Below are 23,933 nucleotides of genomic sequence, written 5' to 3'. Positions count from 1 at the left end.
GACCGCGCGGCGGACATCGCGGCGGCCAACCCGTACTGGAATCCGCGCCCGGTCGAGCGCGAGGCGATCCGCGCGCTGCTGCAGCGCGCCTTCGACGGCGAGCCGGCCTGAATCCCTTGTGCAAGAAGAGAAGCAAAAGAAGGAGACAACCATGACATTCAATCGCAGACAGTTCACCCAGGCCGCGGCTGCGCTCGCCGCGAGTGGCGCCGCGCCGCTGGTGTTCGCCGCCGACACGCTGAAGATCGGCTACGTGTCGCCGCAGACCGGGCCACTCGCACCCTTCGGCGAGGCCGACAAGTGGGTCATCGAGCAGATGAAGACGGCCTTCAAGGACGGCCTCAGCGTCGGCGGCAAGAAGTACGCGGTGCAGATCGTGCTGAAGGACAGCCAGTCCAATCCCAACCGCGCGGGCGAGGTCGCCAACGATCTGATCCTCAAGGACAAGGTCGCGCTGGTGCTGACCGCCGGCACGCCCGAGACCGCGAATCCGGTGAGCGACGCCTGCGAGCTCAACGAAGTGCCCTGCGTCTCCAGCGTGGTGCCGTGGCAGCCCTGGTTCTTCGGCCGCAAGGGCGATCCGGCCAAGGGTTTCAACTGGACCTATCACCTGTTCTGGGGGTTGGAGGACGTCATCGCCAACTTCACCAACGGCTGGAAAACCGTCGAGACCAACAAGAAGGTCGGCGGCCTGTTCCCCAACGACGGCGACGGCAATGCCTGGGGCGACAAGGAACTCGGCTTCCCGAAGCCGCTGGCGCAGATGGGCTTCACGCTCACCGACCCGGGCCGCTTCCAGAACGGTACGCAGGACTTCAGCGCGCAGATCGCGGCCTTCAAGCGCGACAACGTCGAGATCGTGACCGGCGTGGTGATCCCGCCCGATGCCAAGACCTTCCTCACGCAGGCGCGGCAGCAGGGCTTCAGGCCCAAGGTCATCACTCTGGGCAAGGCGCTCCTGTTCCCGGGCGCGATCGAGGCGCTGGGCGATCTGGGCTACGGCCTGTCGACCGAGGTGTGGTGGAGCCCGTGGCATCCCTTCACCTCGAGCCTCACGAAGCAGAGCGCCAAGTCGCTGGCCGAGGCCTACGAGGCGGGCGCGAAGAAGCAATGGACGCAGCCCATCGGCTTCGCGCACGCGCTGTTCGAAGTCGCGTCCAACGCGCTCTCGCGCGCCAAGTCGCCCAAGGCGGCCGACGTGCGCGACGCGGTCGCCGCCACCTCGCTCGACACGGTGGTCGGCCCGGTGAAGTGGGGCGGGCAGGGCCCGTTCAAGAACGTGAGCAAGACGCCGCTGGTGCTGGGCCAGTGGAACAAGGGCCAGAAGTACAAGGTCGAGCTGACCATCGTCAACAACGATGCGGCCAAGAGCATTCCGGCCGGCGGCACCCTCAAGCCGCTATGACGCTTCTCGCGCTGCACGGCGTCTGCAAGTCCTACGGCGCGCTCAAGGTCACCGACGACATCACGCTCGCGGTGGCCGAGGGCGAGACGCTGGGCATCCTCGGGCCGAACGGCGCGGGCAAGACCACGCTGTTCAACCTGATCTCGGGCGACGTGCGCGTCGACGCTGGGCGCGTGGAGTACGAAGGGCGCGACGTCACCACGCTCAAGCCCCACCAGCGCTGCCATGCCGGCATCGGCCGCAGCTACCAGGTGCCGCAGCCCTTCGGCCACATGAGCGTGTTCGAGAACCTGGTCACGGCCGCCTGCTTCGGCGCCGGCCAGACCGAGCGCGAGGCCTGGCAGACGGCGCAGGAGGTGCTGGCCGAGACCGGCCTCATGGCCCATGCCAACAAGCCGGCCGGCGGTCTGACCCTGCTCGACCGCAAGCGGCTCGAGCTTGCGCGTGCGCTCGCGACGCGGCCCAGGCTGCTTCTGCTCGACGAGATCGCGGGCGGGCTGACCGAGCCCGAGGCGAAGCAACTGGTGGAAGAGCTCAAGCAGATCAAGGCGCGCGGCGTGACCATGATCTGGATCGAGCACGTGGTGCATGCACTGCTCTCGCTGGCGGATCGGTTGTTCGTCATCAACTTCGGTCAGAAGCTGGCGGAAGGCGAGCCGCGGGTGGTGATGGGCGATCCGGAGGTGCGGCGGGTTTATATGGGGATGGAGGCATGACGAAGCTGCTCGAAGCCCGAGGCCTGAAGGCCTTCTATGGCGATGCCCAGGCGCTCTTCGGCATCGACTTCGAGCTCGCGCAGGGCGAGTTGGTCGCGGTCATCGGTGCCAACGGCGCGGGCAAGTCCACGCTGCTCAAGTGCCTCACGGGCCTGGTGCGCGCGCCGCGCGAGGCGGTGCACTTCAAGGGCGAGGCCATCGGCGGCCTCGCGCCCGGCGAGATCGTCAAGCGCGGGCTGGCGATGGTGCCCGAGGGCCGGCGCCTGTTCTCCAGCCTCAGCGTGGAGGAGAACCTGCTGATCGGCGGCCACGCGGGCCGCAAAGGGCCGTGGAACCTGCAGCGCCTCTACGCGCTGTTCCCCATCCTCGCCGAGAAACGGCACGAACCCGGCACCTCGCTCTCGGGCGGCCAGCAGCAGATGGTGGCGCTGGGCCGTGCGCTGATGAGCAACCCCGAGGTGCTCTTGTGCGACGAGCTCTCGCTGGGCCTGGCGCCGATCGTGATCCGCGAGATCTACGCCGCCATGCCGGCCATCACCCGCGAAGGCATGACGGTGGTGATCGTCGAGCAGGACGTGAGCATGGCGCAGCGCGTGTCGCAGCGCATCTATTGCCTGCAGGAGGGGCGCGTGTCGCTCGCGGGCCGATCGGACGCGCTCACGCGGGACCAGATCTCGGCGGCGTACTTCGGAGTCTGAGCCGTGCTTGAAACCCTGCTCCAAGGCATCCTGCTCGGCGGTCTCTACACCCTCTTCGCGCTCGGCCAGTCGCTGATGTTCGGTGTCATGCGGCTCACCAACACCGCGCAGGGCGACTTCATCATCCTCGGCGCCTTCGCGGTGATCGCCGGCACCACGCTCGTGGGCGGTGCGCCCTTCCTGGTCGCGCTGGCGGTGCTGCCGCTGGCCTTCGGCTTCGGCTATGCGCTGCAGCGCTACGTGCTCAACGGCACGCTGGGCAAGGACCCGCTGCCCTCGCTGGTCGTGACCTTCGGCCTCTCGATCGTGATCCAGAACCTGCTCTTGGAACTGTTCTCAGCCGATCCGCGCTCGATCGAGACCGGCGGCCTCAACACGCTTGGGCTTCGCATCGGCGAGTCGCTGTCGCTGGGCGTGCTGCCGCTGGTGGTGCTCGCCATCGCGGTTGCCGCGACGGCGGCGCTGCAATGGCTCTTCGCGCGCACGGCGCTCGGCCGCTCGTTTCGGGCGGTGTCGGACGACCGCGAGATCGCCGAACTCATGGGCCTCAACGCGAGGAAGGTCTACGCCTTCGCGACCGCCATCGCCTTCGTGCTGATCGCGGTGGCCGGCGTGCTGCAGGGCATGCGCACGACGGTGTCACCCTCGGACGGGCCGCTGTTGCTGCTGTTCGCCTTCGAGGCCGTGATCATCGGCGGCATGGGCTCCTTCTGGGGCACGCTCGCGGGCGCAATGATCCTCGGCATCACGCAGCAGATCGGCTTCCGACTCGACCCGGGCTGGGGCATCTGGGTCGGGCACATCGTCTTCCTGCTGGTGCTGGTGCTCAGGCCGCAAGGGCTCTTTCCGAAAACGCGAGGCTGATGCAATGACCAGGAATCCGGTCTTGACCCCGAACCCGGCGTTCGACGTCGTGCGCAGTACAGCCGCGAGCCGCGCCGCGCTGATGGTGGCGGCGGTGCTGGTCGCCCTTGCCGCCAGCCTGCCCTTCTGGGGCGAATCGAGCTGGATGCGCGAGTTCGTCGAGATCGCCTGCTACTTCATCTTCGCGATGATGTGGAACCTGCTCGCCGGGTACGGCGGCATGGTCAGCATCGGCCAGCAGGCCTTCTTCGGTTTCGGCGGCTACGTGATGCTGATGCTCGGCAACTTCGCCGGCGTCAACCCCTTCATCGCCATTCCGCTCGGCGCGCTGGCGGCTGGGGCCATCGCGGTGCCGGTGTCCTTCGTCGCCTTCCGCCTCTCGGGCGGCTACTTCGCGATCGGCACCTGGGTCATCGCCGAGGTGTTCCGCCTGAGCTTCGCCAACGTCTCGGTCGTGGGCGGCGGCTCGGGCACCACGCTCACCGCCCTGCGCGGCATCGAGCGCGCCACGCGCGAGAGCGTGACCTACTGGATGGCGCTGGCTTGCGTGGTGGCGGCGATCGCACTGGTCTACCTGTTCCTGCGCAGCAAGCGCGGGCTGGCGCTGCTCGCCATTCGCGACAACGAAGTCGCCGCCGAATCGCAGGGCATCCCTGTCGTGCGCATGAAGCTCGCGGTGTACGTGGTCGCGGCCTTCGGCGCCGGCCTGGCGGGCGCGCTCTATTTCGTCGGCAACCTGCGCATCAGCCCCGACGCCGCCTTCAGCGTGAACTGGACCGCCTTCGCCATCTTCATGGTGGTGATCGGCGGCATCGGCCGCATCGAGGGGCCGCTGGTGGGTGCGCTCATCTTCTGGGCGCTCAACAAGTTCTTCAGCGACTACGGCACCTGGTACCTGCTGGGCCTCGGCCTGCTGGCGATCGTGGTCACCATCTTCTTCAAGCAGGGGCTCTGGGGCTACGCGCAGCAGCGCTGGGGGTGGTCGCTGTTTCCGACGCAGCGGGTGCTGCTGGGCAGCGCCCCATCAGATAGGGTACTAGAATCTATTCATTAATCTATTCATTTTTATATTCCGAAGTCGACTTGCAAGAGGTGTGTCCGCAGGTTCGATCTATTCACATGAGCGAACTTACCGAGCGCGTTCGACAGGCGCTGCGTACCGCTGGCGCCGCGCGCAGCGCTGAGCTGCAGCAGGTCTGCGGTGCAAGCCAAGCCTCCATTTCGCGTGCGCTCGCGCCGCTTCTTTCGGCGGGCGAGGTGCTCAAGGTCGGCCGCGCACGGAATCAGGCCTATGTCATGCCGCGCCGCGTGGAGGGCATAAGCACCACCGGCACCATCCCGATCATGAAGGTGGACGGCACCGGAAAGGCCGCCGTGTTCGGCACCTTGATTCCTGCGGTCAGAGGTCGATGCTGGGTCGAGGAGTTCGAGCCCACTCGTGCGCAGCTTCACGATGGCCTGCCGTGGTTCCTGGCCGACATGCGGCCGCAAGGTTTCCTCGGACGCGCATTCGCGCATGCCCGGAAGGAACTCCACCTTGCCGACAACCCCGATCACTGGACGGATGACGACGTCCTGAGAGCCCTGAGCCAAGCCGGTGATGACTTGCCCGGCAACCTGATCCTTGGAGCCGGGTCGTTCGAGCGCTACATGCACGCAGGCCCGGCCGATCGGGCGTCGCCGGATCTGTACCCCGAGTTGGCCGAGGCCGCGATGCACGGCGCCCTGCCCGGTTCCTCCGCGGGTGGCGAACAGCCCAAGTTCTGCACCGTTCGCGAGGACGGCCGGCCGGTGATCGTGAAGTTCTCGCCCGCAGGGGACTCTGCGCCCGAGCAACGGTGGGCCGACCTCCTGGTGTGCGAGCACCTGGCCCTCTCCACCTTGAACGCGGCTGGCGTTCCGGCGGCGAGGACGCGGATCTTCGTTGCAGGCGGCCGCACCCTGCTCGAAGTGGAGCGCTTCGACCGCACCACGCGCGGCCGCATCGGCATGGTCTCCCTGCTCGCGTTCGACAACGAGTACATCGGCCAGATCGACAACTGGGCCGCGTCCGCGGAGCGCATGAGCACGCGCGGCCTGATGCGCCCCAGCGATGCCGACAGGCTTCGATTGCTGGAGGCATACGGACAACTGATCGGCAATACCGACCGGCATTACGGGAACATTTCGCTGGTCATCGATCCATCGGGCAACTGGGCGCTGGCGCCGGCCTATGACACCTTGCCCATGGTCTATGCACCCGTGGCCGGTGAACTGGTGTCGCGGGACGACTTCGATCCAGGCAAGCTGGTCCCCACGGCAGACACGCTGCGGGTTTGGGACGCAGCCAGGAAACTGGCCATCGCGTTCTGGCAAAGCGCGGCCGGGGACAAGCGGATCTCCGGCGCGTTCCGCGAGGCGGCAGGGCGACACGCGCGCAGCCTTGCGGCGCATGAAGATCCGCCGCAGCCCGCGGCGGACGAGCCGGTCTTTCAGCGAGAGCGGCCGAGCTGACGCAAGGCAACGCGGGTCCGTGGCCTGAAACAGGCCGGCCACCTCGGGCGAGCCGCTGCCCTGGCACTCCGCCCTAATTTTTAGCTCGCCCGTTGCGAAAAACGGTTCTTGGAGGCAACGCCCTCCGCTCCTAGCATCCGCCCACTGCCTTCATCCTCTTGCATCAAAAGGAACCTGCCATGGCCCATCTCCACGACTCCGGCCGCCGAAGCCTGCTCAAGACCTCGCTCATTGCCGGCGGACTTTCGGCGGGCGGCCTGCTGTCGATCGACGCGTTCGCGCAGGGCAAGGCGCGCATCAACATGCAGCTCGGCTGGATCGTCGGTGTCAACCAGATCGGCGAAGTGGTTGCCAAGCGGCTGGGCTTCTACGAACAGGAAGGCATCGATTTCGCGATCCAGCCCGGCGGCCCCAACATCGATGGCGTGGCCATCGTCGCCTCGGGACGCTACGAGCTGGGGCAGGTCTCCTCGAGCCCGTCCGTCATGCTCGCGGTCTCGCAGGGCCTGCCGATCAAGTGCTTCGCCGTCGGCGCGCAGAAGCACCCCTTCACCTTCTTCTCGCTGGCCAAGAACCCGGTGCGCAAGCCGGCCGACCTGGTCGGCAAGCGGGTGGGCCTCCCGTCGACGGCGGCCGTGCTGCTGCGTGCTCTGCTGGCGAAGAACAAGATTCCGGAGAAGGAGGTCAAGGTCGTCACCATCGGCGCCGACATGTCGCCGCTGCTGACGGGCCAGGTCGATGTGGTCACCGGCTGGCTCACCAGCACGACGGCGCTCAAGGTGCTGGGCCCGGAGCGCGTCGACCTGACGCTGTGGGACTCGGGCGTGAAGCTCTACGCGCTGCCGTACTACGCGTCGACCAAGACGCTCGAGACGCAGCCCAAGGTCATCGAAGCCTTCCTGCGCGCCACCGCCCGCGGCTGGCAGCATGTGAAGGCCAACCGCGACGAAGCGGTCGACCTGCTGGTCAAGGAATACCCCAACCTCAAGCGCGAGGACGAACGCGTGGCGGTCGACGTGATGCTCGAGTACAGCTTCGGCGGTCTGGCGCAGACGCAGGGCTGGGGCGCGATGGACGCGGCGGTCTGGCAGGAACAGATCTCGATGTACGCGGAGCTGGGCCAGTTCACCGCGCGCACGCCGAAGGTGGAAGACGTGCTGTGGCTCGACGGCCTCAAGGCGAGCGCGGCCGCGCGGACGAAGGCGTGATGCCATGGCTGCCGTTCTGACGAACGCCTCGCCCGCGATCTCCTGTCGCGACATCGGCATGCGCTTCTTCACCGAGCGCCGCGACGTGACTGCGATCAAGAGCCTGGACCTCGACGTCGCTCACGGAGAGTTCCTGACCTTGCTCGGCCCCTCGGGCTGCGGCAAGTCCACCTTCCTGCGCGTGGTTGCCGACCTGCTGGAGCCGAGCCGCGGAAGGATCGAGGTGCTCTCCGCGACGCCGCAGGCCGCGCGCAAGAACCGCGACATCGGCTTCGTGTTCCAGGATGCGGCGCTCTTGCCGTGGCGCACGGCGCTGCAGAACGTCGAGCTGCCGCTGCAGGTGGGCGGCGGCGCGAGCCGCAAGGGACGCCGCTCGCCGCAGGAGCTGCTCGAACTGGTCGGCCTGAAGGACAAGGCGCAGGCCTGGCCCCATGAGCTGTCGGGCGGCCAGCGCCAGCGCGTGTCGATTGCGCGCGCACTGGCCAGCGACCCGAAGATCCTGCTGATGGACGAGCCCTTCGGCGCGCTCGACGAGATCACGCGCGACCGGCTCAACGAGGAGATCCGGCGCGTCTGGAAGGAAACCGGCGTGACGATCCTGTTCGTCACCCACAGCATCCATGAGGCCGCCTATCTGGGCCAGCGCGTGCTGATGCTGGCCGCCAATCCGGGCCGCGTGCGCGAGATCGTGCCGGTCGAGCTGCCCGAAGACCGGACGCTGGACATCCGCGAGACCCCCGAGTTCGTGCGCCTCACCGCGCACTTGCGGCGCGTGCTGGAAACCTGCTGACGGGAGGCCCCCATGACCACCAGTTCCATCGATACGCCGGTGACCGGCCTGGCTCAAGTTCCCGCCGACCCCGAGTACCTCGCCTGGGCCGCAGCGCGCCAGCGGCGCGTCTGGCGCCGCCGCATCCTGCCGGCGCTCGGCATCGTCGGCCTCGTCGTGCTGTGGTGGGCCGTCATCGCGATCTTCGACGTCAAGCCCTTCATCGCGCCCACGCCATGGGCAGTGCTCGAAACGCTCTACGCCAAGCGCGCCGTGCTGCTCGACAACCTGATCCCCACCGCGATGGAGGCGGCCGGCGGCTTCCTGCTGGGCAACCTCGCCGCGATCGCGATCGCGACGGTCTTCGTGCACAACAAGACGCTGCAGGACATCTTCTTCCCGGTGGTGCTGATGTTTAACGCCGTGCCGCTGGTGGCCAAGGCCCCGGTGCTGGTGCTGATCATGGGCAACGGCATGGAGCCGAAGATCACCATCGCGGCGCTGGTGTGTTTCTTCCCGACGCTGGTGAACATGGTGCGCGGCCTCGAATCGGTGAACCCGCAGGCCATGGAGCTGATGCGCGTGCTGTCGGCCAGCAAGACGGAGATCTTCTTCCGCCTGCGGCTCCTGAACGCGCTGCCCTATCTGTTCTCGGCCCTGCGCATCGCGGCATCGATGTGCGTGATCGGCGCGGTGGTCGGCGAATGGGTGGGCGCCACGGTCGGCATCGGCGCCATGATTCTTCAGGCCACTTTCAACTTCGACTCTCCGCTGCTGTACGCCGCGATCGTCATGAGCGCGAGCCTCTCGGGCCTGTTCTTCCTGCTCGTGACCCTGGCCGAGCGCTGGATCATTCGCTGGCATCCGGAGAGCACGCACTAGGGCCTGTTAACACATGAATCACCCCCGCGTGGGGCCCCAGAGAGGGCCCAATCTGGGCGCCAAGCGGAACTGGGTTGCACACCCAGTGAGCATGGCAACGACGAGTGGGCCCTCTCTGGGGCTCCACCCGAAGGGCCGGGGGTGATTCATGTGTTAACAGGCCCTAACGCAGTGCGTCGCCTCGACATTTCAAACAGGACAAACAGGAGATTAGCTATGAGCCGTATCGGCGACTGGATGCAGGAGTCTGCGCACGACGTTCGTGTGGCAGCCGAATCGGATGTGGTGGTGGTGGGCGGCGGGCCGGCCGGCCAGGCCGCGGCCCTTGCCGCTGCGCGCAACGGTGCGAGCGTGACGCTGCTGGAGCGCTACAACCACCTCGGCGGCCTGGCCTCGGGCGGCATGGTGCTGGTGCTCGACGACATGTGGGACAACCACCAGAAGGAAATTTCGGTGCGCGGCATCTGCCTCGAGATGATCGATCGCATGGCCGCGCTCGGCCTGGCCGAATATCCGAAGCAGCAGGACTGGGGCAGCCTGCCCGACTCGGTGCGGCGCTGGAAGCGCTGGGGCACCTACGACTTCCACAGCAAGGAGAAGCCGCACCCGATCTGCTTCGCGGCGGCCTTCGACCCCGACGCGTGGAAACGCACCTCGCTCGAGATGGTGCAGCGGGCCGGCATCGAACTGCGCCTGCACTCGTGGTTCTCCCGTACCCTGGTGGAGGACGGCAAGGTCAAGGGCGTGGTCTGCGAGACCAAGGGCGGGCGCGAAGCGATCCTGGGCAAGGTGGTGATCGACACCACCGGCGACCTCGATGTCGCGGCATCGGCCGGCGCGCCCCACATCAGCGGCGCCTACATCGTGACCACGGTGTTCCGGCTCGGCGGCGTCGATACCGACGAGGCCGAGCGCTTCGAGAGCGAGGAGCCGCAGGCCTTCCAGGCGCTGGACCGCGAGGTCAAGCACATGCTGGGCGGCGCCTGGGAGAACTGGTGGCTCAAGACGCCGCTGCCGGGCATCGTCTGGTGCAACTGCCCGCACATGCCCGGACTCGACGGCCTGAAGGTGGCCGACCTGACGCGCGCCGAGGTCCAAGGCCGCAACACCATCCACAAGGTGATCGACTTCGTTCGCGCCCGGCTGCCCGGCTTCAAGAACTGCTACCTGGTCGATATGGCGCCGCAAACCGGCATCCGCCAGACCCGGCTGCTCGAAGGCGAGTACGTGATGACCAAGGAAGACCTGGCCCAGCGCACCCGCTTCGAAGACAGCGTGGCCCGCGGCCGCGACTACTACTACCCCTTGCGCACCCTCCTGCCGCGCAGCGTGGAGAACCTGCTGGTGGCCGGCCGCCACTACTCCGCGACCTCGGCGGCGCAGAAGATCTCGCGCGAGATCCCGCCCTGCATGGCGATGGGCGAGGCCACCGGCGTGGCCGCGGCACTGGCGCTCGACGCCGGCGTGTCCGTGCGCCACGTGGACGTCGCCAAGCTGCAGCGCACGCTGCGCGCCCAGGGCGCCGACCCCGGCGACCAGAAGGGCCCGAACACCGATGTGCCGGCGATCGCCCGCTCGTTTGCGGAGGCCGCGTGATGACGACCGCTAACCTGCCGCTGGCCGGCATCCGCGTGATCGACTTCACGCAGGTGATGATGGGCCCGGTCTGTACCCAGATGCTGGCCGACCACGGGGCCGACGTGATCAAGATCGAGCGCAAGGGCGCGGGCGACCTGAGCCGCTCGACCTTCGCGCCGGTCGCGGGGCACGACAACCCGATCTTCTGCAGCCTCAACCGCAACAAGCGCAGCGTCGAAATCGATCTGCGCGATGCGGCGCAGATGGACCTGGTCAAGGCATTGATCGCCGATGCCGACGTGGTCACCAACAACTTCCGCGCCGGCGTGATGGAGCGCCTCGGCCTCGGCTACGAGGACTGCAAGCGCCTCAACCCGCGCATCGTGTATGCGGTCGGCACCGGCTTCGGCGAATCCGGACCCTATGCGCACAAGGGAGGGCAGGACGTGCTCGCGCAAGCCTTGACCGGCGTGATGGCGCGCCGCGCCGATGCCTCGGTGCCGATCTCGATCTACCCGACCGCGTTGGCCGACTACACGGCCGGCATGCACATGGTGCAAGGCATCCTGTTCGCACTGCTGCAGCGCGAACGCACGGGCGAGGGCCAGAAGATTGCCGTCTCCCTCTACAACTCGATGTTGTCGATGCAGATGCAGGAGGCTGCGATGGTCATGATGGAGGACTCGGAGGTCAACTGGGCCGCGATGCCGCTGTCGGGCGTCTTCGACACGCAGACCGGTCCGCTGGTGCTGGTCGGCGCGTTCAAGGCGAATCCGTTGCGCGACATCTGCGCCGCGCTGGAGATCGACGATCTCTCCCAGGACGCGCGCTTCGCCAACCTGGCAGCGCAGTTCGCGCACAAGGCCGAGCTGCACGCGATCTTCCACGAACGCTTCGCGAGCAACACGCGCGAACACTGGCTGGGCCGCCTCGAGGCAGAGGACCTGCTCTCGGCGCCGGTGCGCGACATGCGCGAGGCGCTGGTCGACCCGCAGACCCTGCACAACAGAATGATCCTGGAGGGCGAGGATTCGTCGAAGCGCGAACTGAAGTTCATCGCCAGCCCGATCCAGATGTCCGGCGCGCAGACCGGCCTGCTGCGCGAGCCGCCGCGGCTTGGCCAGCACACCGAGGAAGTGCTCGCCGAAGCTCGCGCGCTGATCGAAGAGGCCGGCGCATGAGCGTCCTGTTCGAAGTCGCGCACCATGTCGCGACGGTCACCATCGACCGGCCCGAGGTGATGAACGCGGTGGACCTGCCCACCGAAGCCGAGCTGATCCGCATCTGGACCGAGATCGAGCGCCGCGACGACATCCGTGTCGTGGTGCTGACCGGCGCCGGCGAGCGCGCCTTCTGCGCCGGCGCGGACCTGAAGAACACTTCGAACCTCAAAGGCGTCGACTACTGGGCCGCGGCCCGGCCCGGCGGCTTCGGCGGCATCGCGCTGCGCGAGACGCTCGACGTGCCGGTGATCGCGCGCGTCAACGGTTTCGCCCTGGGCGGCGGCCTCGAGATGGTGCTGGGCTGCGACCTCGTGGTGGCCTGCGAGGAAGCCAGCTTCGGCCTGCCCGAGCCCCTGGTCGGGCGCCTTCCGCTGGACGGCGGCATGCTGCTGCTGCAGCGGCAGATCCCGTTTCGCCAGGCCATGGCCATGATGCTGACCGGGCAACGGATCCAGGCGCAGCGCGCGCTCGAGATCGGGCTCATCAACGAAGTCGTGCCGCGCGCCGGGCTCGACGCGGCGGTCGATCGCTGGGTGCAGCAGCTGCTCGCCTGTGCGCCGCTGTCGCTGCGGGCCGTCAAGCAGGTGGTGCGGCACACCGGCACGATGTCGCCGGCCCAGGCCCACGGCATGCGCTTGCCGGCGCTGGTGAAGGCGCTGCAGTCCGAAGATTCGAACGAAGGCGTGCTGGCCTTCCAGCAGAAGCGCAAGCCCCAATGGCAGGGCCGCTAGGCGAGTCGTCCCATGGCCCACGTCATCACCACCGCCTGCATCGACGTCAAGGACGGCGCCTGCGTGAAGTGCTGCCCCGTCGATTGCATCTACGAAGGCGAGCGCACTCTGTACATTCACCCGGATGAATGCATCGACTGCGGCGTTTGCGTGTCCGCCTGCCCGACGGAGGCGATCTACGAAGAGTTTCGGCTGCCGCCCGAACTGGGGCATTTCATTGCGATCAACCGCGAGTTCTTCGATGCCGAGGTCAGCGGCCTCGGCTCGCCCGGCGGCGCCGAGGCGCGGCGCGTGGCTTGCGACCATCCGCGCATCGCACAGGAAGCGCCGCGCGCCTGAGCAGCCAGGCTGCAGGAGAGCAGGCTGATGCATGCCATCGTCCTGAAGTACTTCATCGAGGTGGCGAGCTGCGGCTCGGTGCGCAAGGCCTCGGAGCGGCTGTACGTGGCGGCCAGCGCCGTCAACCGGCAGATCCACAAGCTCGAAGACGAGCTCGGCGTCGAGCTGTTCGACCGCCTGCCCAACGGGCTGCGCCTGAATCCGGCGGGCGAACGGCTGCTCAAGCATGCGCAGGAAACGCTGCACCAGTTCCAGGTGATGCGCACCGAGCTCGATGCGCTCAAGGGCGAGCGCACCGGCCATGTGAAGCTCGCCGCGATGGACTCGTTCTTCGAGGAGCTGCTGCCGGCTGCGGTCGAGGAGTTCCTGCAGATCTTCCCCGCGGTCACCTACACCATCACCGCGACGCAGCCGATGGAGGTGCCTCAGCTGGTGATGTCGGGCCAGGTCGACGTGGGTCTCACTTTCGTGAATCGCCTGCCCGGCGGCGTCGCGGCGGTGGCCCTGGCGAATCTTCCGATCGGGCTCGTGATGCCGCCGGGGCATCCGCTGGCGAAGCACGACAGCGTGTCGCTGAAGGATTGCGCGAACTTTCCGTTCTTGCGCTCGAGCTCGCACCCCGTGGTCAGCGCTTCGCTCTCGCCCGAGTTCACCGCCTTCTGGGACGACATGGAGCCGGCCGCAACCTGCAATTCGACGCCCCTGCTCAAGCGGCTGATCATGGGCGGCAAAGGCATATCCTGCTTCTCGAAGATTGCCTTCATCGAGGAGCTCAAGCGCGGGGATCTGCTCTGGCGGCCTTTCGCGCTGCCGGCGCTGAACCAGATGCAGGTGGGCATCGTGGTGCCGTCGCAGCGCATCCTGCCCCACGTCACGCAGAACTTCGTCGGCCGCATGGCGCGGCGCCTGGCGCAGCTGGAGAGCATCGCCGCCGCGCTCTAGGGCTGCTTCAGTGCGTGACGCGGCCCCGCATGGCTGCCGGATGCCCCGCCAGCCCGAAGGATTTGCCCGTAGGCACCAGCGTGTCGCCGTCGACGCGCAGGATCGTGATGTCCTGGTCGATGAAGTTGCCGACATAGAGGTACTTGCCGTCGGCGCTGAACACCGCGCCTTCGGGCAGGCCGCGCACCTCGACCTCGTTGGTGCGCGTGACCTTCCGGCCGTCGATCCGCAAGCCCACCACCGAGCCGTTGCGGTTGTAGAAGTAGGCGTTCTTCGCCGAGTTGCTGCCGCGCAGCAGCACCGCCACGGCGAACTTGCCGGTCGGGCTCACGGCCAGGCCTTCGGGGCCGTCGCCGACCACCACCTTGTCGATCACGCGCGGCGGTTTGGCTTCGAGGTCGATCACGCTCACCGTGTCGATCTGGCCGTCGGAAGCGCCGGAATTGCCGTTGTCGGCCGTGAGCGCGAGCTTGCCGTCGGGCGTCACGTCCAGGTTGTAGGGCCAGAGGCCGGCCGCGAAATCGAGCTTGTTGTACGTGACCTTCTCGCCCTCGACCTCGAGCATCGCGACCTTGTGGTTAGGGAACTTGCTGGCGAGTGCGCGCCGGCCGTCGGGCGTGAAGCGCACGTGCGAGACCGACTCGCCCATGGCCACGGTGTCGATCAGCGTCACCTTCTGGCCTGCGATGCGCAGCACGCTGACCGAGTTGTCGGCGCGGTTGGCCACCAGCGCCAGCGTGCCCGCGCGGTTGATCGACAGGCCCGAGGGCTGCCTGCCGATGGCGAGCGTGTCGATCAGCTTCGGCGGCGTGGCGGCGAGGTCGATCACGAAAAGCCGGTTGTCCGGCACCTGGCGGCGCACGCCGTTCTCCTCGACCACGTTGAGCGAGTTGGCGACCAGCGCGAGCTTCTCGTCGGCCGTGATCGCGAGGTTGGTCGGCGGGCCTGCGATGGTGTTGTCCATCGGCAGCGTGACCACGTTGCGCGGCGCGAGCGGGTCGGTGCCGATGTCGATCACCTGCACGCTGTCGCGGCCATGGGCGGCAAGCACCACGGCGCCGGCGTCGCTCCACGACTGCTTCTCGTCGTTGGCGACCAGGAGGAGCTGGCGTTGTCCTGCTGTGGGTGTCATGCCGGCGCAGCCTGAGAGGGCGGCCAGGGCGAGCGTGCCGAGAGCGAGGAAGCGAAGGCGCATGGTGTTGTCTCCGTTGTTGTTTTCGACGGGGCCCGTCGGGCGGCCATCGTAGCCGGCGAAGCGCCGCGCAGGCTCAGGGAATACCAGCCGCCGCCGCGCCTTCAGGCCGCGACCGTTTCGTCGAGGAAACGCCGGATGGCTTCGGCGATCTCGTACCCATGGGTTTCAAGCGCGAAGTGGCCGGTATCCAGGAGCTGCACCCGCGCGTTCGGGTTGTCGCGCGGAAAGGCCTCGGCGCCCGCCGGCAGGAAGAAGGGATCGTTTCGCCCCCACACCGCGAGCAGGGGCGGCCGATGCGCGCGGAAGTACTGGTGGAACTCGTGGATCGAAACCTCTGCGGCGCTCGCCGGCGAGATGAGGGCGGGAGCTGCCGCGTGAACGATTCGGTGGCGGCCTACCATGCGGCGCGGCGTTGCGCGTTTGGTTCTTGCCGCGGCTAGCGTTCGCTGTCTATCGCACGCCGCATGACGGGTGCGTCCGTTTACGTCGTCGCCGCGAGCGCGGCGGCGGTGTCGTAGAACTCCATGAAATCCACGATCTTGCCGTCGCGCATCCGGATCACGTCCGCCTTGGGCGTCTTCACCGTCTTGCCGGTTCCGCGATGTTTCCACTCGCAGCTGCCCAGCATCACGACGCGGTCGCCCTGGGCAAGGAATTCATCAGCCGTGTAGTCGAGCATCTCCCAGCTCCTGCTCAATTCCAGGAAATAGCGCTGCACTTCAGATTTCGAACAGCAGCCCTGGGTGTAGCTCGCGCCTGCGGCGGTGGCGCCGAGCGAGCACCAGTGGACATCCTCGGCCATCAGGTCCATCCAGTGCTGGGCGCTGTCGCCCCTTGAGTCGTTCCAGCGAAGGTATCCGTCGCGGAGGACCGCCACGTTTTTCTCTTCCAAAACGGTCATGAAAGCCTCCTGGTCCACAGCGGACGCTCATCTTGCACAAGTTCGATGACGACGGCAATCTGCCATTGGACAAGCTTGCCTGCGCCGGCCAGATCATGCTGCTGGTGCGCTGTGTTCTGCCTCTCGGCCTTCCTCATCCGGGTGGCGCGCAAGCCGACGCGCAAAGAAGTGGATCTTCCCCAAGCCGGCCATTGGGGCCTTTCCGTGGCTTATTGCACGCTTCGGCCGATCGCTTGCGCGAATCGGCTGAAGCGTGAAATCCATCGCTTCCGCCTATGCCTTTGCGCGCATCCAATGGGCTCCCTGGTCTTCAACAAAAGGGCCGCCATGTTCTCCAAGCTGTTGAGCTCATCCCGACGCGTCTGGCACCGGACTTCGCCCGTGCGCCGACGACAGGCGGTCGTGGCGCAGGCGCACGGCCAGACCATGCTGCTCGACTGCCAGTGGCAAGAAGGCTGGTGGTCGGGCGTGGTCAAGATTCGCGAAGCTTCGGAAGAACGCGTCGTGCATGTCTGCATCGAGCTGCGGGCCACCGCCGACGATGCGCTGAACGACGCCGAGCACGACGCGCAGCGCCTGGCGCTGATGTTCGCGCAGTAGGAGGAGACCGCCATGCACCCCGACGCCATCGAACTGATCGTGGACGAGCCCGTCGCCGGCCACTTCTACTGGATCCTGCAGAAGCACGCCGAACTCGACGGCAAGCCGATCGCCATCGAATCCGCGCAAGGCCCGATGCCGAGCTACAGCGCCGCCATGATGGCCGGCATCGAAGCGCTGCAGCGGCGGGCCGACAGCCGCGGCGAGGGCGCTGCCTGCCCCGTCGTCACCGTGTACGTCGATCCGTTCAGCGCAGCATCGCCGACATCGCCGAGCAGCAGTTGAGCATGCGCACCGCGGCCTCGATCGAGGGCGCGGAAAAGCGCAGCTCGGTCGCGGCGACGCGCTCGAACTCGGGCCACTGGCAGAACAGGTCGGCCAGCGCGGGCGCTTGGGTGTGCAGCGTGACCGAGAGCGGTTTCTGCATGACGAATGTCCGTGCGCCGTCACGGGCCGCAAGAGCCGCTTCCACGCCAATGCGGATCGCCGCACACGCCTGCGCCGGCGACAGTGACACCCCGCTGGTCTGGCCTGTCGCACGCTTGGTCTGCACGAAGGTGGCGTGCGGGAACAGCGGCCGGTTCTCCGCGATGAAGACGTCGTCGCCGCTGGCCATCAGCACCGGCGCGCCGTACTCGCCCGCCAGCGCACCGTAGAGCGCGGCCTCGCCCACGGCCTGGCCGTTGATCTCGACGCCGGCGAAGGCGAAGCTGTTGATGGTGTGCGCAAGGATGCCCAGGCCCTGGGCGCGCGAGTGGTAGCCGACCATGCACACGCCGTCCATGCCGAGTTCGACGCCGCTCACCATGCTCAGGTAGCGCGGCTTGCCCTGGATCACCTGGGCGCGCGCGTCGAGCAGCTCGGGCAGCATGTTGCGGAAGTCGCCATGCGAGTCGTTGACCCAGACCTCGCTCGCACCGCCGTCGAAGGCGCCGGCGATGGCCGCGTTCGCCTCCTCGGTCATGAGCCGGCGGGCGCGCTCGTATTCGGGATTGCCGGCACGCACCTGCTGGGAATGGAAGACGCCGGCCACGCCTTCGATGTCGACGGAGATCAGGATTTTCATGTTGGAGCAAGTTCGCGCAGCAGCGCGCTGAGCGCCGGCCGCACATGGCCGTCGCGTCCGGTGACGGGATCCGCATGCCACAGCGCATTCAGGATGGCCTGCTCCGTGCTGTCGGCCGCGGCCTGGAACAGGTCGTCGAGCAGGCCGTCGTGCAGGAGCGCGACGGCCGGCATCGGCGCTTCGCGCCGCTGCGGCAGCGTGTAGGCGGTCGAGAAGGCGAGCGCGATGTCGCCGCTGCCGTGGCCGAAGACCGAGCCGGTGCGCGCGAGGCCGGCGCCGGCGCGCAGCGCCAGCCGGCGCAGCTGGCGTGCGTCGAGCGGTGCGTCGGTGGCGATCAGCATGATGATCGAGCCCTTCTCCATATCGGCCTGCTGCGCCGTTGCGAGCCGTCTGCCGACCGGCTGGCCGGCGATGAGGAGGTTGGGCAGCAGGCCGAAGTTGGCGAGCACCAGCGCGCCCACCGTGTGCGTTCCGGCGCGCCGCGATGCGCTGCCGATGCCGCCCTTGAGCGAGAAAGAGGACATGCCGCGCCCGGCGCCGACCGAGCCCTGCGCCACGTCCTCGCCGGCCGAGGCGCAGGCCTGCAGGTAATGGCCCTCGTTGACTGCCATGCGCTGGATGTCGTTGAGGAAGCCGTCGTTGCACTCGAACACCAGCGGGTTCACCGTCGGCAGGCTGCGCCCGCATTCGGGATTTGCGGCGACGCACTGGCGGATCTGCGCCGCCGCCACGGCCGGCACCGAGAAAGTGTTGGTCAGCGCGATCGGCGTCTCCAGCACGCCGAGCTCCTCGACCTGCAGCAGGCCGACGCTCTTGCCGAAGCCGTTGAGCACCGCAAAACCCGCGGGCACGCGCTGCAGGTAGGGATCGCCGGCATGGGGTCGAACCACGGTCACGCCGGTCTGCACCTCGCCCTCGGCCAGCGTGGCATGGCCGACCGTGACGCCGGCGACGTCCGTGATGGCGTCGCGCGGGCCCGAAGGCAGCGTGCCGATGCGCGGGACCGCGGGGCTCATCTTCTAGAGCCGGTCGATTTTCGGATCGAGGGCATCGCGCAGACCATCGCCCAGCAGGTTGAAAGCCAGCACCGTGAAGAAGATCGCCAGCGACGGGAACAGCGCGACGTGCGGCGCGTTGACCATGTCGGCGCGCGCCTCGTTGAGCATCGCGCCCCACTCGGGCATCGGCGGCTGCGCGCCCATGCCGAGGAAGCTGAGGCTCGCGGCCGTGATGATCGAGGTGCCCAGGCGCATCGTGAAGTAGACGACGATGGACGAGATCGTGCCCGGAAGGATGTGGCGCAGCAGGATGGTGCGGTCGTTGGCGCCGATGCTGCGCGTGGCCTCGATGTAGGTCAGGTTCTTCAGCACCAGCGTGTTGCCGCGCACCAGCCGCGCGAAGGCCGGCACGCTGAACACCGACACCGCGACCACCACGTTGGTCATGCTGCTGCCCAGGATGGCGACCACGCCCAGCGCCAGCAGGATGCCGGGAAAGGCGAAGAGCACGTCGGAGATGCGCATCACGATGCGGTCCCACCAGCCGCCGTAGTAGCCGGCGAGCAGGCCCAGCACGGTCCCCACGATGGCGCCCAGCACCACCGAGAGGAAGCCGGCGGCCAGCGAGATGCGCGCACCCATCAGGATGCGGCTGAAGATGTCGCGCCCGAGCGGGTCGACGCCGAACCAGTGCGCCGCCGAAGGGCCCGCATTGATCTTGTCGTAGTCGAAGAAGTTCTCGGCGTCGTAGGGCACGATCCACGGCGCGAGGATCGCGACCGCCACCAGCAGCAGCACGAAGACCAGCGCGGCCAGCGCCACGTGCTGCATGCGGAACTTGCGCCAGAACTCGGTCCACGGCGTGCGCACCTTGCCTTCGGTGGCGAGCATCCGGACCGGCGCGTCACTTGTAGCGGATGGTGGGGTTGATATAGCCATAGAGCACGTCGACCACGAGATTGATCAGGATGAATTCGAGCGAGAAGAGCAGCACCAGCGTCTGGATGATGGGGTAGTCGCGCATGTCGACCGCGTCGACCAGCAGGCGCCCGAGGCCGGGCCAGTTGAACACCGCCTCGACCACGATCGAGCCGCCGAGCAGGAAGCCGAACTGCAGCCCCATCATCGTGACCACCGGGATCAGCGCGTTGCGCAGGCAGTGTTTCAGGATGACCCACTTCTCCGACACGCCCTTGGCGCGCGCGGTGCGAATGAAGTCTTCCTGGATCACCTCGATGAAGGAGGCCCGCGTGAAGCGCGCCATCACCGCGGCCACGGCGGCGCCCAGCGTCAGCGAGGGCAGGATGTAGTGCCGCCACGACTCGGCGCCCACCGTGGGCAGCCAGCCGAGCTGGACCGAGAAGATCTGCATCAGGAGCATGCCGAGCGCGAAGGCCGGGAACGAGATGCCTGAGACCGCCAGCGTCATGCCGAGCCGGTCGGGCCACTGGTTGCGGAACACCGCCGACGTGATGCCGATGGCCATGCCGAAGACCACGGCCCAGGCCATGCTGCTGATCGTGAGCAGCAGCGTCGGCATGAAGCGCTCGGCGATCTCGGTCGACACCGGCCGCTTGGAACGCAGCGAATGGCCGAAGTCGCCCTGCAGCATGTTGCCGAAGAAGTTCAGGAACTGCTGCGGCAGCGGCTTGTCGAGGCCGAGGTCCGCGCGCACCAGCGCCACGGTCTCGGGGCTGGCGTCCGGCCCGGCCGCCAGCCGCGCCGGATCGCCGGGCAGCATGTGCACGAACAGGAACACCAGCACCGCGACGATCAGCAGCGTCGGCAGCAGACCCAGCAGGCGCTTGAGGACGTACTGGGTCATGGGCGATTCCGCGCCGCGATCACTTCAGCTCGACTTCGTCGAAGTTGAAGCTGCCGTCCGGGATCACGTAGAAGCCGGCCAGGTTGCGCGCGCGCACCGACAGCAGCTGCTCGGTCACCAGGAAGGCCCAGGGCGCGTCCTTCCAGATGCGCTGCTGCGCGTCGGCGTAGATCTTGGCCTTGGCGGCAGGGTCGGTGGTCACCAGCGCCTTCTTGATGTCGGCATCGACCTCGGGGTTCTTGTAGTAGGCGGTGTTGAAGAGCTTGGGCGGGAAGGACTCGGAGGCCAGCAGCGGACGCATCGCCCAGTCGGCCTCGCCGGTCGACGAGGACCAGCCCACGTAGTACATGCGCACCGGCGCGGTGGCCGGGTCCTGCGCGCTCTCGACGCGTTCGACGCGCTGGCCGGCCTCGAGCGCCAGCACCTGCACCTTGATGCCGACCTGCGCCAGCTGCTGCTGTACGAACTGGATGACCTTCTGTGCCGTCGTGTAGTTGTAGGCCGACCAGAGCGTGCTCTCGAAGCCGTTCGGGTAGCCGGCTTCCTTCAGCAGCTCGCGCGCCTTGGCCGGGTTGTAGGGCCAGGGGCCGAGCTTGGCCGCGCCCTCGATGCCCTTGGGCAGCACGCCTTCGGCCGGAATCGCATAGCCCGAGAACGCCACCTTGACCAGCGCTTCCTTGTTGATCGCGTAGTTGACGGCCTCGCGCACCTTCGGGTTGTCGAAGGGTTTCTGCTGCGTGTTCATCGAGATGTAGCGATGGATGATCGAGGGCGAGCTGCTCACCTCGAGGCTGGGCTTTTCCTTCAGCGTCGCGGCCGCTTCGGGCGGCATCGGGAAAGCGAAGTGCGCTTCGTTGGTCTGCATCATCGCGGCGCGCGTGTTGTTGTCGACCACCGGGCGGAAGGTGATGCTGTCGACCTTCGGGTAGCCCTTCTTCCAGTAGCCGTCGAACTTGGCGACCTTCAGGTAGTCGGTGGCCTTCCATTCGACGAACTTGAAGGGGCCGGTGCCGACCGGGTTCTGCGCGATGCCCTTGTTGCCGTACTTGGCCAGCGCGGCCGGCGAGATGATCACGCCCGAGGGGTGCGCGAGCGTGTTGATGAAGGGCGAGAAGGGCTCGCTGAGCGTGAAGCGCACCGTGGTCGCGTCGACCGCCTCGGTCTTGGCGATGTTCTTGTAGAGGTTGTAGCGCTTGAGCTTGTTGTCCGGGTTGGTCACGCGGTCGAAGGTGGCCTTCACGGCCTCGGCATTGAAGGGCGTGCCGTCGTGGAACTGCACGCCCGTGCGCAGCTTGACGGTGTAGACCAGGCCGTCCTTGCTGACGGTGTGGCCCGTGGCCAGCACCGGCCCCATCTTCATGTCCTTGTCGAAGCCGTAGAGGCCCTGGTAGAAGGACTTCGCGACGGCTTGCGACAGCGTGTCGTTGGCGTCGTAGGGGTCGGTGGTCGTGAAGCCGGACTGCACCGCGACGACGATGTCCTTGGCGGCGTGCGCCGACAGCGCGAAGCCGGCCAGGCCGGCGATGGTCAGCGCGGCGGCGATGCGGGAGAGGCGTTGCTTGTTCATGGTGGAACTCCTTCTTTGAAGTCGGTGACGTTGAAAATCAGTTGATCGGGTGCTGCGCGACGAAATGGCCGGGGCCTACCTCGACGAGCGGCTTGACGCCGGGCTCGTAGCCCACGGGGTGCATGGGGCTGGGAATCTCGCCCTGCAGCAGCGGCCGGTCGCGGTTGCGGCGCGCGGGATCGGCGACCGGCACGGCCGCCATCAGCTTGCGCGTGTAGGCGTGCTGCGGATTCTCGAAGATCGCGCGCCTGGGGCCGATCTCGACGATCTGGCCCAGGTACATCACGGCCACGCGGTGGCTGATGCGCTCGACCACGGCCATGTCGTGCGAGATGAACAGGAAGGCGATGCCCAGCTCGCGCTGCAGATCCAGCATCAGGTTGACGATCTGCGCCTGGATCGACACGTCCAGCGCCGACACCGACTCGTCGGCCACCACCACCTTGGGGTTGAGCGCGAGCGCGCGCGCAATGGCGATGCGCTGGCGCTGGCCGCCGGAGAATTCGTGTGGGTAGCGCTGCGCGTAGTCGGCCGGCAGGCCGACCTTCTCGAGCAGCCAGCGCACGCGCTGCTGCGCCTTGGCGCCGCACGCGATCTTGTGCACCAGGAGCGGCTCCATGATCGAGAAGCCCACCGTCAGGCGTGGGTCGAGCGAGGCGAAGGGGTCCTGGAAGATGAACTGGATGTTGCGCCTGAGCGCCTGCAGCTCGCCGGTGGGCAGCGTGAGGACGTTGCGGCCGTCGAACTCGATCGCTCCGCCCTGGCTCTCGACCAGGCGCAGCAGCGAACGGCCGGTGGTGGACTTGCCGCAGCCCGATTCGCCGACCAGCGCCAGGGTCTCGCCGGCACGCAGATCGAAGCTGATCTGTTCCACGGCATGCACCACGCGCGTCACGCGGCTGAAGAGGCCGCTTTTCAACTCGAAGCGGGTCACCAGGTCTTTCACGCGCAGGATCGGTGGCTGGTCGCTCTGCACGGTGTCCTGCGGGCTCGCATCGCTCACGCTCACGCGGGCGCCCACGGCGTCGACCTGCAGCAGCTCGAAGCGCCGGGGCAGGGCGGTGCCGCGCATCGCGCCCAGGTGCGGCACGGCCGAGAGCAGCGCACGCGTGTAGGCATGCTGCGGCGCCGCGAACAACTGCTCGGAGGGCCCGGCCTCGACCTTGTCGCCCTGGTACATCACCAGCACGCGATCGGCCACCTCGGCGACCACGCCCATGTCGTGCGTGATGAACACCACGCCCATCTGCATCTCGGTCTGCAGCTCGCGGATGAGCTGGAGGATCTGCGCCTGGATCGTCACGTCGAGCGCGGTGGTCGGCTCGTCGGCGATCAGGAGCGAGGGCCGGCACGACAGCGCCATCGCGATCATCACGCGCTGTCGCATGCCGCCCGAGAGCTGGTGCGGGTAGCGCGCGAGCACGCTGCGTGCTTCGGGAATGCGCACCAGCTCCAGCATGCGCAGCGCCTCGGCGGCTGCTGCGGCGCGGTCCTTGCCCTGGTGGATGGCGATGGCCTCGGCGATCTGGTCGCCGGCGGTGAACACCGGGTTCAGCGAGGTCATCGGCTCCTGGAAGATCATCGCGATGTCGGCGCCGCGGATGCCGCGCATCGTCGCGTCGGAGGCCCGCGCCAGGTCGAGCACCCGGCCGTCGCGGCGCCGGAAGGCCATGCGGCCTTGTGCAATGCGGCCGCCGCCGTATTCCACCAGACGCATCAGCGACAGCGAGGTGACGGACTTGCCCGAGCCCGACTCGCCGACGATGGCCAGCGTCTCGCCGCGGTCGACGTGGAAGGACAGCTCGCGCACCGCGTCCACGGTGCGCTCGGAACTCGCGAAGCGCACGGTGAGCGCGTCGACGGCGAGCACGCGCTGGCCGGGCAGCTCCAGTGCGACGGATGTCGCGGTTGGCGCGGAGAGGACAGTGGACAT

General features: G+C 67.7%; 26 protein-coding genes. 17 read left to right on the top strand and 9 right to left on the bottom strand.

The genetic code is table 11. The features are described from left to right. Positions 1 to 151: 151 nt before the first annotated feature. From BLS74_RS31545 to BLS74_RS31480, 14 genes are all read left to right on the top strand, one after another. On the top strand, positions 152 to 1,405 hold the full coding sequence (locus BLS74_RS31545) for an ABC transporter substrate-binding protein (RefSeq protein WP_093111626.1): 1,254 nt from the start codon (positions 152 to 154) through the stop codon (positions 1,403 to 1,405). Next, the gene (locus BLS74_RS31540; protein WP_093111624.1) at positions 1,402 to 2,121 is read left to right on the top strand and encodes an ABC transporter ATP-binding protein; all 720 of its coding nucleotides are present in this window, start codon (positions 1,402 to 1,404) and stop codon (positions 2,119 to 2,121) included. The genes BLS74_RS31545 and BLS74_RS31540 overlap by 4 nt, the downstream gene beginning before the upstream one ends. Next, a complete protein-coding gene (locus tag BLS74_RS31535) occupies positions 2,118 to 2,819 on the top strand; it encodes an ABC transporter ATP-binding protein (RefSeq protein WP_093111622.1) in 702 nt (233 codons plus the stop codon). Before BLS74_RS31540 ends, BLS74_RS31535 begins: the two co-directional genes overlap by 4 nt. A gap of 3 nt (positions 2,820 to 2,822) precedes the next feature. Then, entirely contained in the window at positions 2,823 to 3,683 is an 861-nt protein-coding gene (locus BLS74_RS31530; RefSeq protein ID WP_093111620.1) for a branched-chain amino acid ABC transporter permease, read from the top strand. Between the two features lie 22 nt (positions 3,684 to 3,705). Beyond that, complete coding sequence (locus BLS74_RS31525) at positions 3,706 to 4,737, top strand: branched-chain amino acid ABC transporter permease (protein WP_244504110.1); 1,032 nt, start codon at positions 3,706 to 3,708, stop codon at positions 4,735 to 4,737. Between the two features lie 65 nt (positions 4,738 to 4,802). After that, positions 4,803 to 6,176, top strand: coding sequence for a type II toxin-antitoxin system HipA family toxin YjjJ (gene yjjJ, locus BLS74_RS31520; RefSeq protein ID WP_348272453.1), 1,374 nt, complete (start codon positions 4,803 to 4,805; stop codon positions 6,174 to 6,176). 179 nt (positions 6,177 to 6,355) lie between these two features. After that, a complete protein-coding gene (locus tag BLS74_RS31515) occupies positions 6,356 to 7,384 on the top strand; it encodes an ABC transporter substrate-binding protein (RefSeq protein ID WP_093111616.1) in 1,029 nt (342 codons plus the stop codon). A gap of 4 nt (positions 7,385 to 7,388) precedes the next feature. Beyond that, positions 7,389 to 8,174, top strand: a complete 786-nt coding sequence (locus BLS74_RS31510; RefSeq protein WP_093111614.1) for an ABC transporter ATP-binding protein — start codon at positions 7,389 to 7,391, stop codon at positions 8,172 to 8,174. Between the two features lie 12 nt (positions 8,175 to 8,186). Then, the gene (locus BLS74_RS31505; protein WP_093111612.1) at positions 8,187 to 9,035 is read left to right on the top strand and encodes an ABC transporter permease; all 849 of its coding nucleotides are present in this window, start codon (positions 8,187 to 8,189) and stop codon (positions 9,033 to 9,035) included. Between the two features lie 216 nt (positions 9,036 to 9,251). Continuing rightward, complete coding sequence (locus BLS74_RS31500) at positions 9,252 to 10,631, top strand: FAD-dependent oxidoreductase (RefSeq protein WP_093111610.1); 1,380 nt, start codon at positions 9,252 to 9,254, stop codon at positions 10,629 to 10,631. Next, the gene (locus BLS74_RS31495; RefSeq protein WP_093111608.1) at positions 10,631 to 11,794 is read left to right on the top strand and encodes a CaiB/BaiF CoA transferase family protein; all 1,164 of its coding nucleotides are present in this window, start codon (positions 10,631 to 10,633) and stop codon (positions 11,792 to 11,794) included. Before BLS74_RS31500 ends, BLS74_RS31495 begins: the two co-directional genes overlap by 1 nt. Further along, on the top strand, positions 11,791 to 12,567 hold the full coding sequence (locus BLS74_RS31490) for an enoyl-CoA hydratase-related protein (RefSeq protein ID WP_093111606.1): 777 nt from the start codon (positions 11,791 to 11,793) through the stop codon (positions 12,565 to 12,567). The genes BLS74_RS31495 and BLS74_RS31490 overlap by 4 nt, the downstream gene beginning before the upstream one ends. A 12-nt stretch (positions 12,568 to 12,579) precedes the next feature. Further along, positions 12,580 to 12,906 carry a ferredoxin gene (gene fdxA / locus BLS74_RS31485; RefSeq protein WP_093111604.1) on the top strand — a complete coding sequence of 109 codons (327 nt, stop codon included), beginning with the start codon at positions 12,580 to 12,582 and terminating at the stop codon, positions 12,904 to 12,906. A 27-nt stretch (positions 12,907 to 12,933) separates the two neighbouring features. Further along, a complete protein-coding gene (locus BLS74_RS31480) occupies positions 12,934 to 13,848 on the top strand; it encodes a LysR family transcriptional regulator (RefSeq protein ID WP_093111602.1) in 915 nt (304 codons plus the stop codon). A 7-nt stretch (positions 13,849 to 13,855) separates the two neighbouring features. Here the strand turns inward: BLS74_RS31480 and BLS74_RS31475 are convergent, their stop codons facing one another. The 3 genes from BLS74_RS31475 to BLS74_RS31465 all read right to left on the bottom strand — a co-directional run bounded on the left by BLS74_RS31475 (position 13,856) and on the right by BLS74_RS31465 (position 15,944). Next, the gene (locus BLS74_RS31475) at positions 13,856 to 15,043 is read right to left on the bottom strand and encodes a YncE family protein (RefSeq protein WP_093111600.1); all 1,188 of its coding nucleotides are present in this window, start codon (positions 15,041 to 15,043) and stop codon (positions 13,856 to 13,858) included. 101 nt (positions 15,044 to 15,144) lie between these two features. Then, a complete protein-coding gene (locus tag BLS74_RS31470; RefSeq protein WP_348272452.1) occupies positions 15,145 to 15,444 on the bottom strand; it encodes an alpha/beta fold hydrolase in 300 nt (99 codons plus the stop codon). Between the two features lie 80 nt (positions 15,445 to 15,524). Then, on the bottom strand, positions 15,525 to 15,944 hold the full coding sequence (locus BLS74_RS31465; RefSeq protein ID WP_093111598.1) for a nuclear transport factor 2 family protein: 420 nt from the start codon (positions 15,942 to 15,944) through the stop codon (positions 15,525 to 15,527). Positions 15,945 to 15,976: 32 nt separating this feature from the next. Between BLS74_RS31465 and BLS74_RS34155 the strand changes: the two genes are divergently transcribed. The 3 genes from BLS74_RS34155 (at position 15,977) to BLS74_RS31455 (ending at position 16,829) form a co-directional block, all read left to right on the top strand. After that, positions 15,977 to 16,201, top strand: coding sequence for a hypothetical protein (locus BLS74_RS34155; RefSeq protein WP_139191795.1), 225 nt, complete (start codon positions 15,977 to 15,979; stop codon positions 16,199 to 16,201). A 70-nt stretch (positions 16,202 to 16,271) separates the two neighbouring features. Then, on the top strand, positions 16,272 to 16,544 hold the full coding sequence (locus BLS74_RS31460) for a hypothetical protein (protein ID WP_139191794.1): 273 nt from the start codon (positions 16,272 to 16,274) through the stop codon (positions 16,542 to 16,544). 12 nt (positions 16,545 to 16,556) lie between these two features. Continuing rightward, positions 16,557 to 16,829, top strand: coding sequence for a hypothetical protein (locus BLS74_RS31455; protein WP_093111594.1), 273 nt, complete (start codon positions 16,557 to 16,559; stop codon positions 16,827 to 16,829). Here BLS74_RS31455 and BLS74_RS31450 read toward each other — a convergent pair. From BLS74_RS31450 to BLS74_RS31425, 6 genes are read right to left on the bottom strand one after another with little or no spacing between them, the layout of a single operon-like run. Beyond that, positions 16,792 to 17,610, bottom strand: a complete 819-nt coding sequence (locus BLS74_RS31450) for a M55 family metallopeptidase (protein ID WP_093111592.1) — start codon at positions 17,608 to 17,610, stop codon at positions 16,792 to 16,794. The two genes, BLS74_RS31455 and BLS74_RS31450, sit on opposite strands and share 38 nt — an antisense overlap. Continuing rightward, a complete protein-coding gene (locus BLS74_RS31445) occupies positions 17,607 to 18,626 on the bottom strand; it encodes a DmpA family aminopeptidase (protein WP_093111590.1) in 1,020 nt (339 codons plus the stop codon). Before BLS74_RS31445 ends, BLS74_RS31450 begins: the two co-directional genes overlap by 4 nt. Before the next feature lie 3 nt (positions 18,627 to 18,629). Next, positions 18,630 to 19,499 (bottom strand): glutathione ABC transporter permease GsiD, encoded by an 870-nt coding sequence (gsiD, locus tag BLS74_RS31440; protein WP_244504109.1) that lies wholly within the window; start codon positions 19,497 to 19,499, stop codon positions 18,630 to 18,632. A 13-nt stretch (positions 19,500 to 19,512) separates the two neighbouring features. Further along, the gene (gene gsiC, locus BLS74_RS31435; RefSeq protein WP_093111586.1) at positions 19,513 to 20,433 is read right to left on the bottom strand and encodes a glutathione ABC transporter permease GsiC; all 921 of its coding nucleotides are present in this window, start codon (positions 20,431 to 20,433) and stop codon (positions 19,513 to 19,515) included. Positions 20,434 to 20,452: 19 nt separating this feature from the next. Further along, a complete protein-coding gene (gsiB, locus tag BLS74_RS31430) occupies positions 20,453 to 22,000 on the bottom strand; it encodes a glutathione ABC transporter substrate-binding protein GsiB (protein ID WP_093111584.1) in 1,548 nt (515 codons plus the stop codon). 37 nt (positions 22,001 to 22,037) lie between these two features. Continuing rightward, positions 22,038 to 23,933 carry a dipeptide ABC transporter ATP-binding protein gene (locus tag BLS74_RS31425; protein ID WP_093111582.1) on the bottom strand — a complete coding sequence of 632 codons (1,896 nt, stop codon included), beginning with the start codon at positions 23,931 to 23,933 and terminating at the stop codon, positions 22,038 to 22,040.

Source organism: Variovorax sp. CF079, assembly GCF_900101545.1.
Lineage (GTDB): Bacteria > Pseudomonadota > Gammaproteobacteria > Burkholderiales > Burkholderiaceae_C > Variovorax.
Note: the sequence above shows the minus strand (reverse complement) of the source record. Positions and strands in the feature narration are given on the sequence as shown.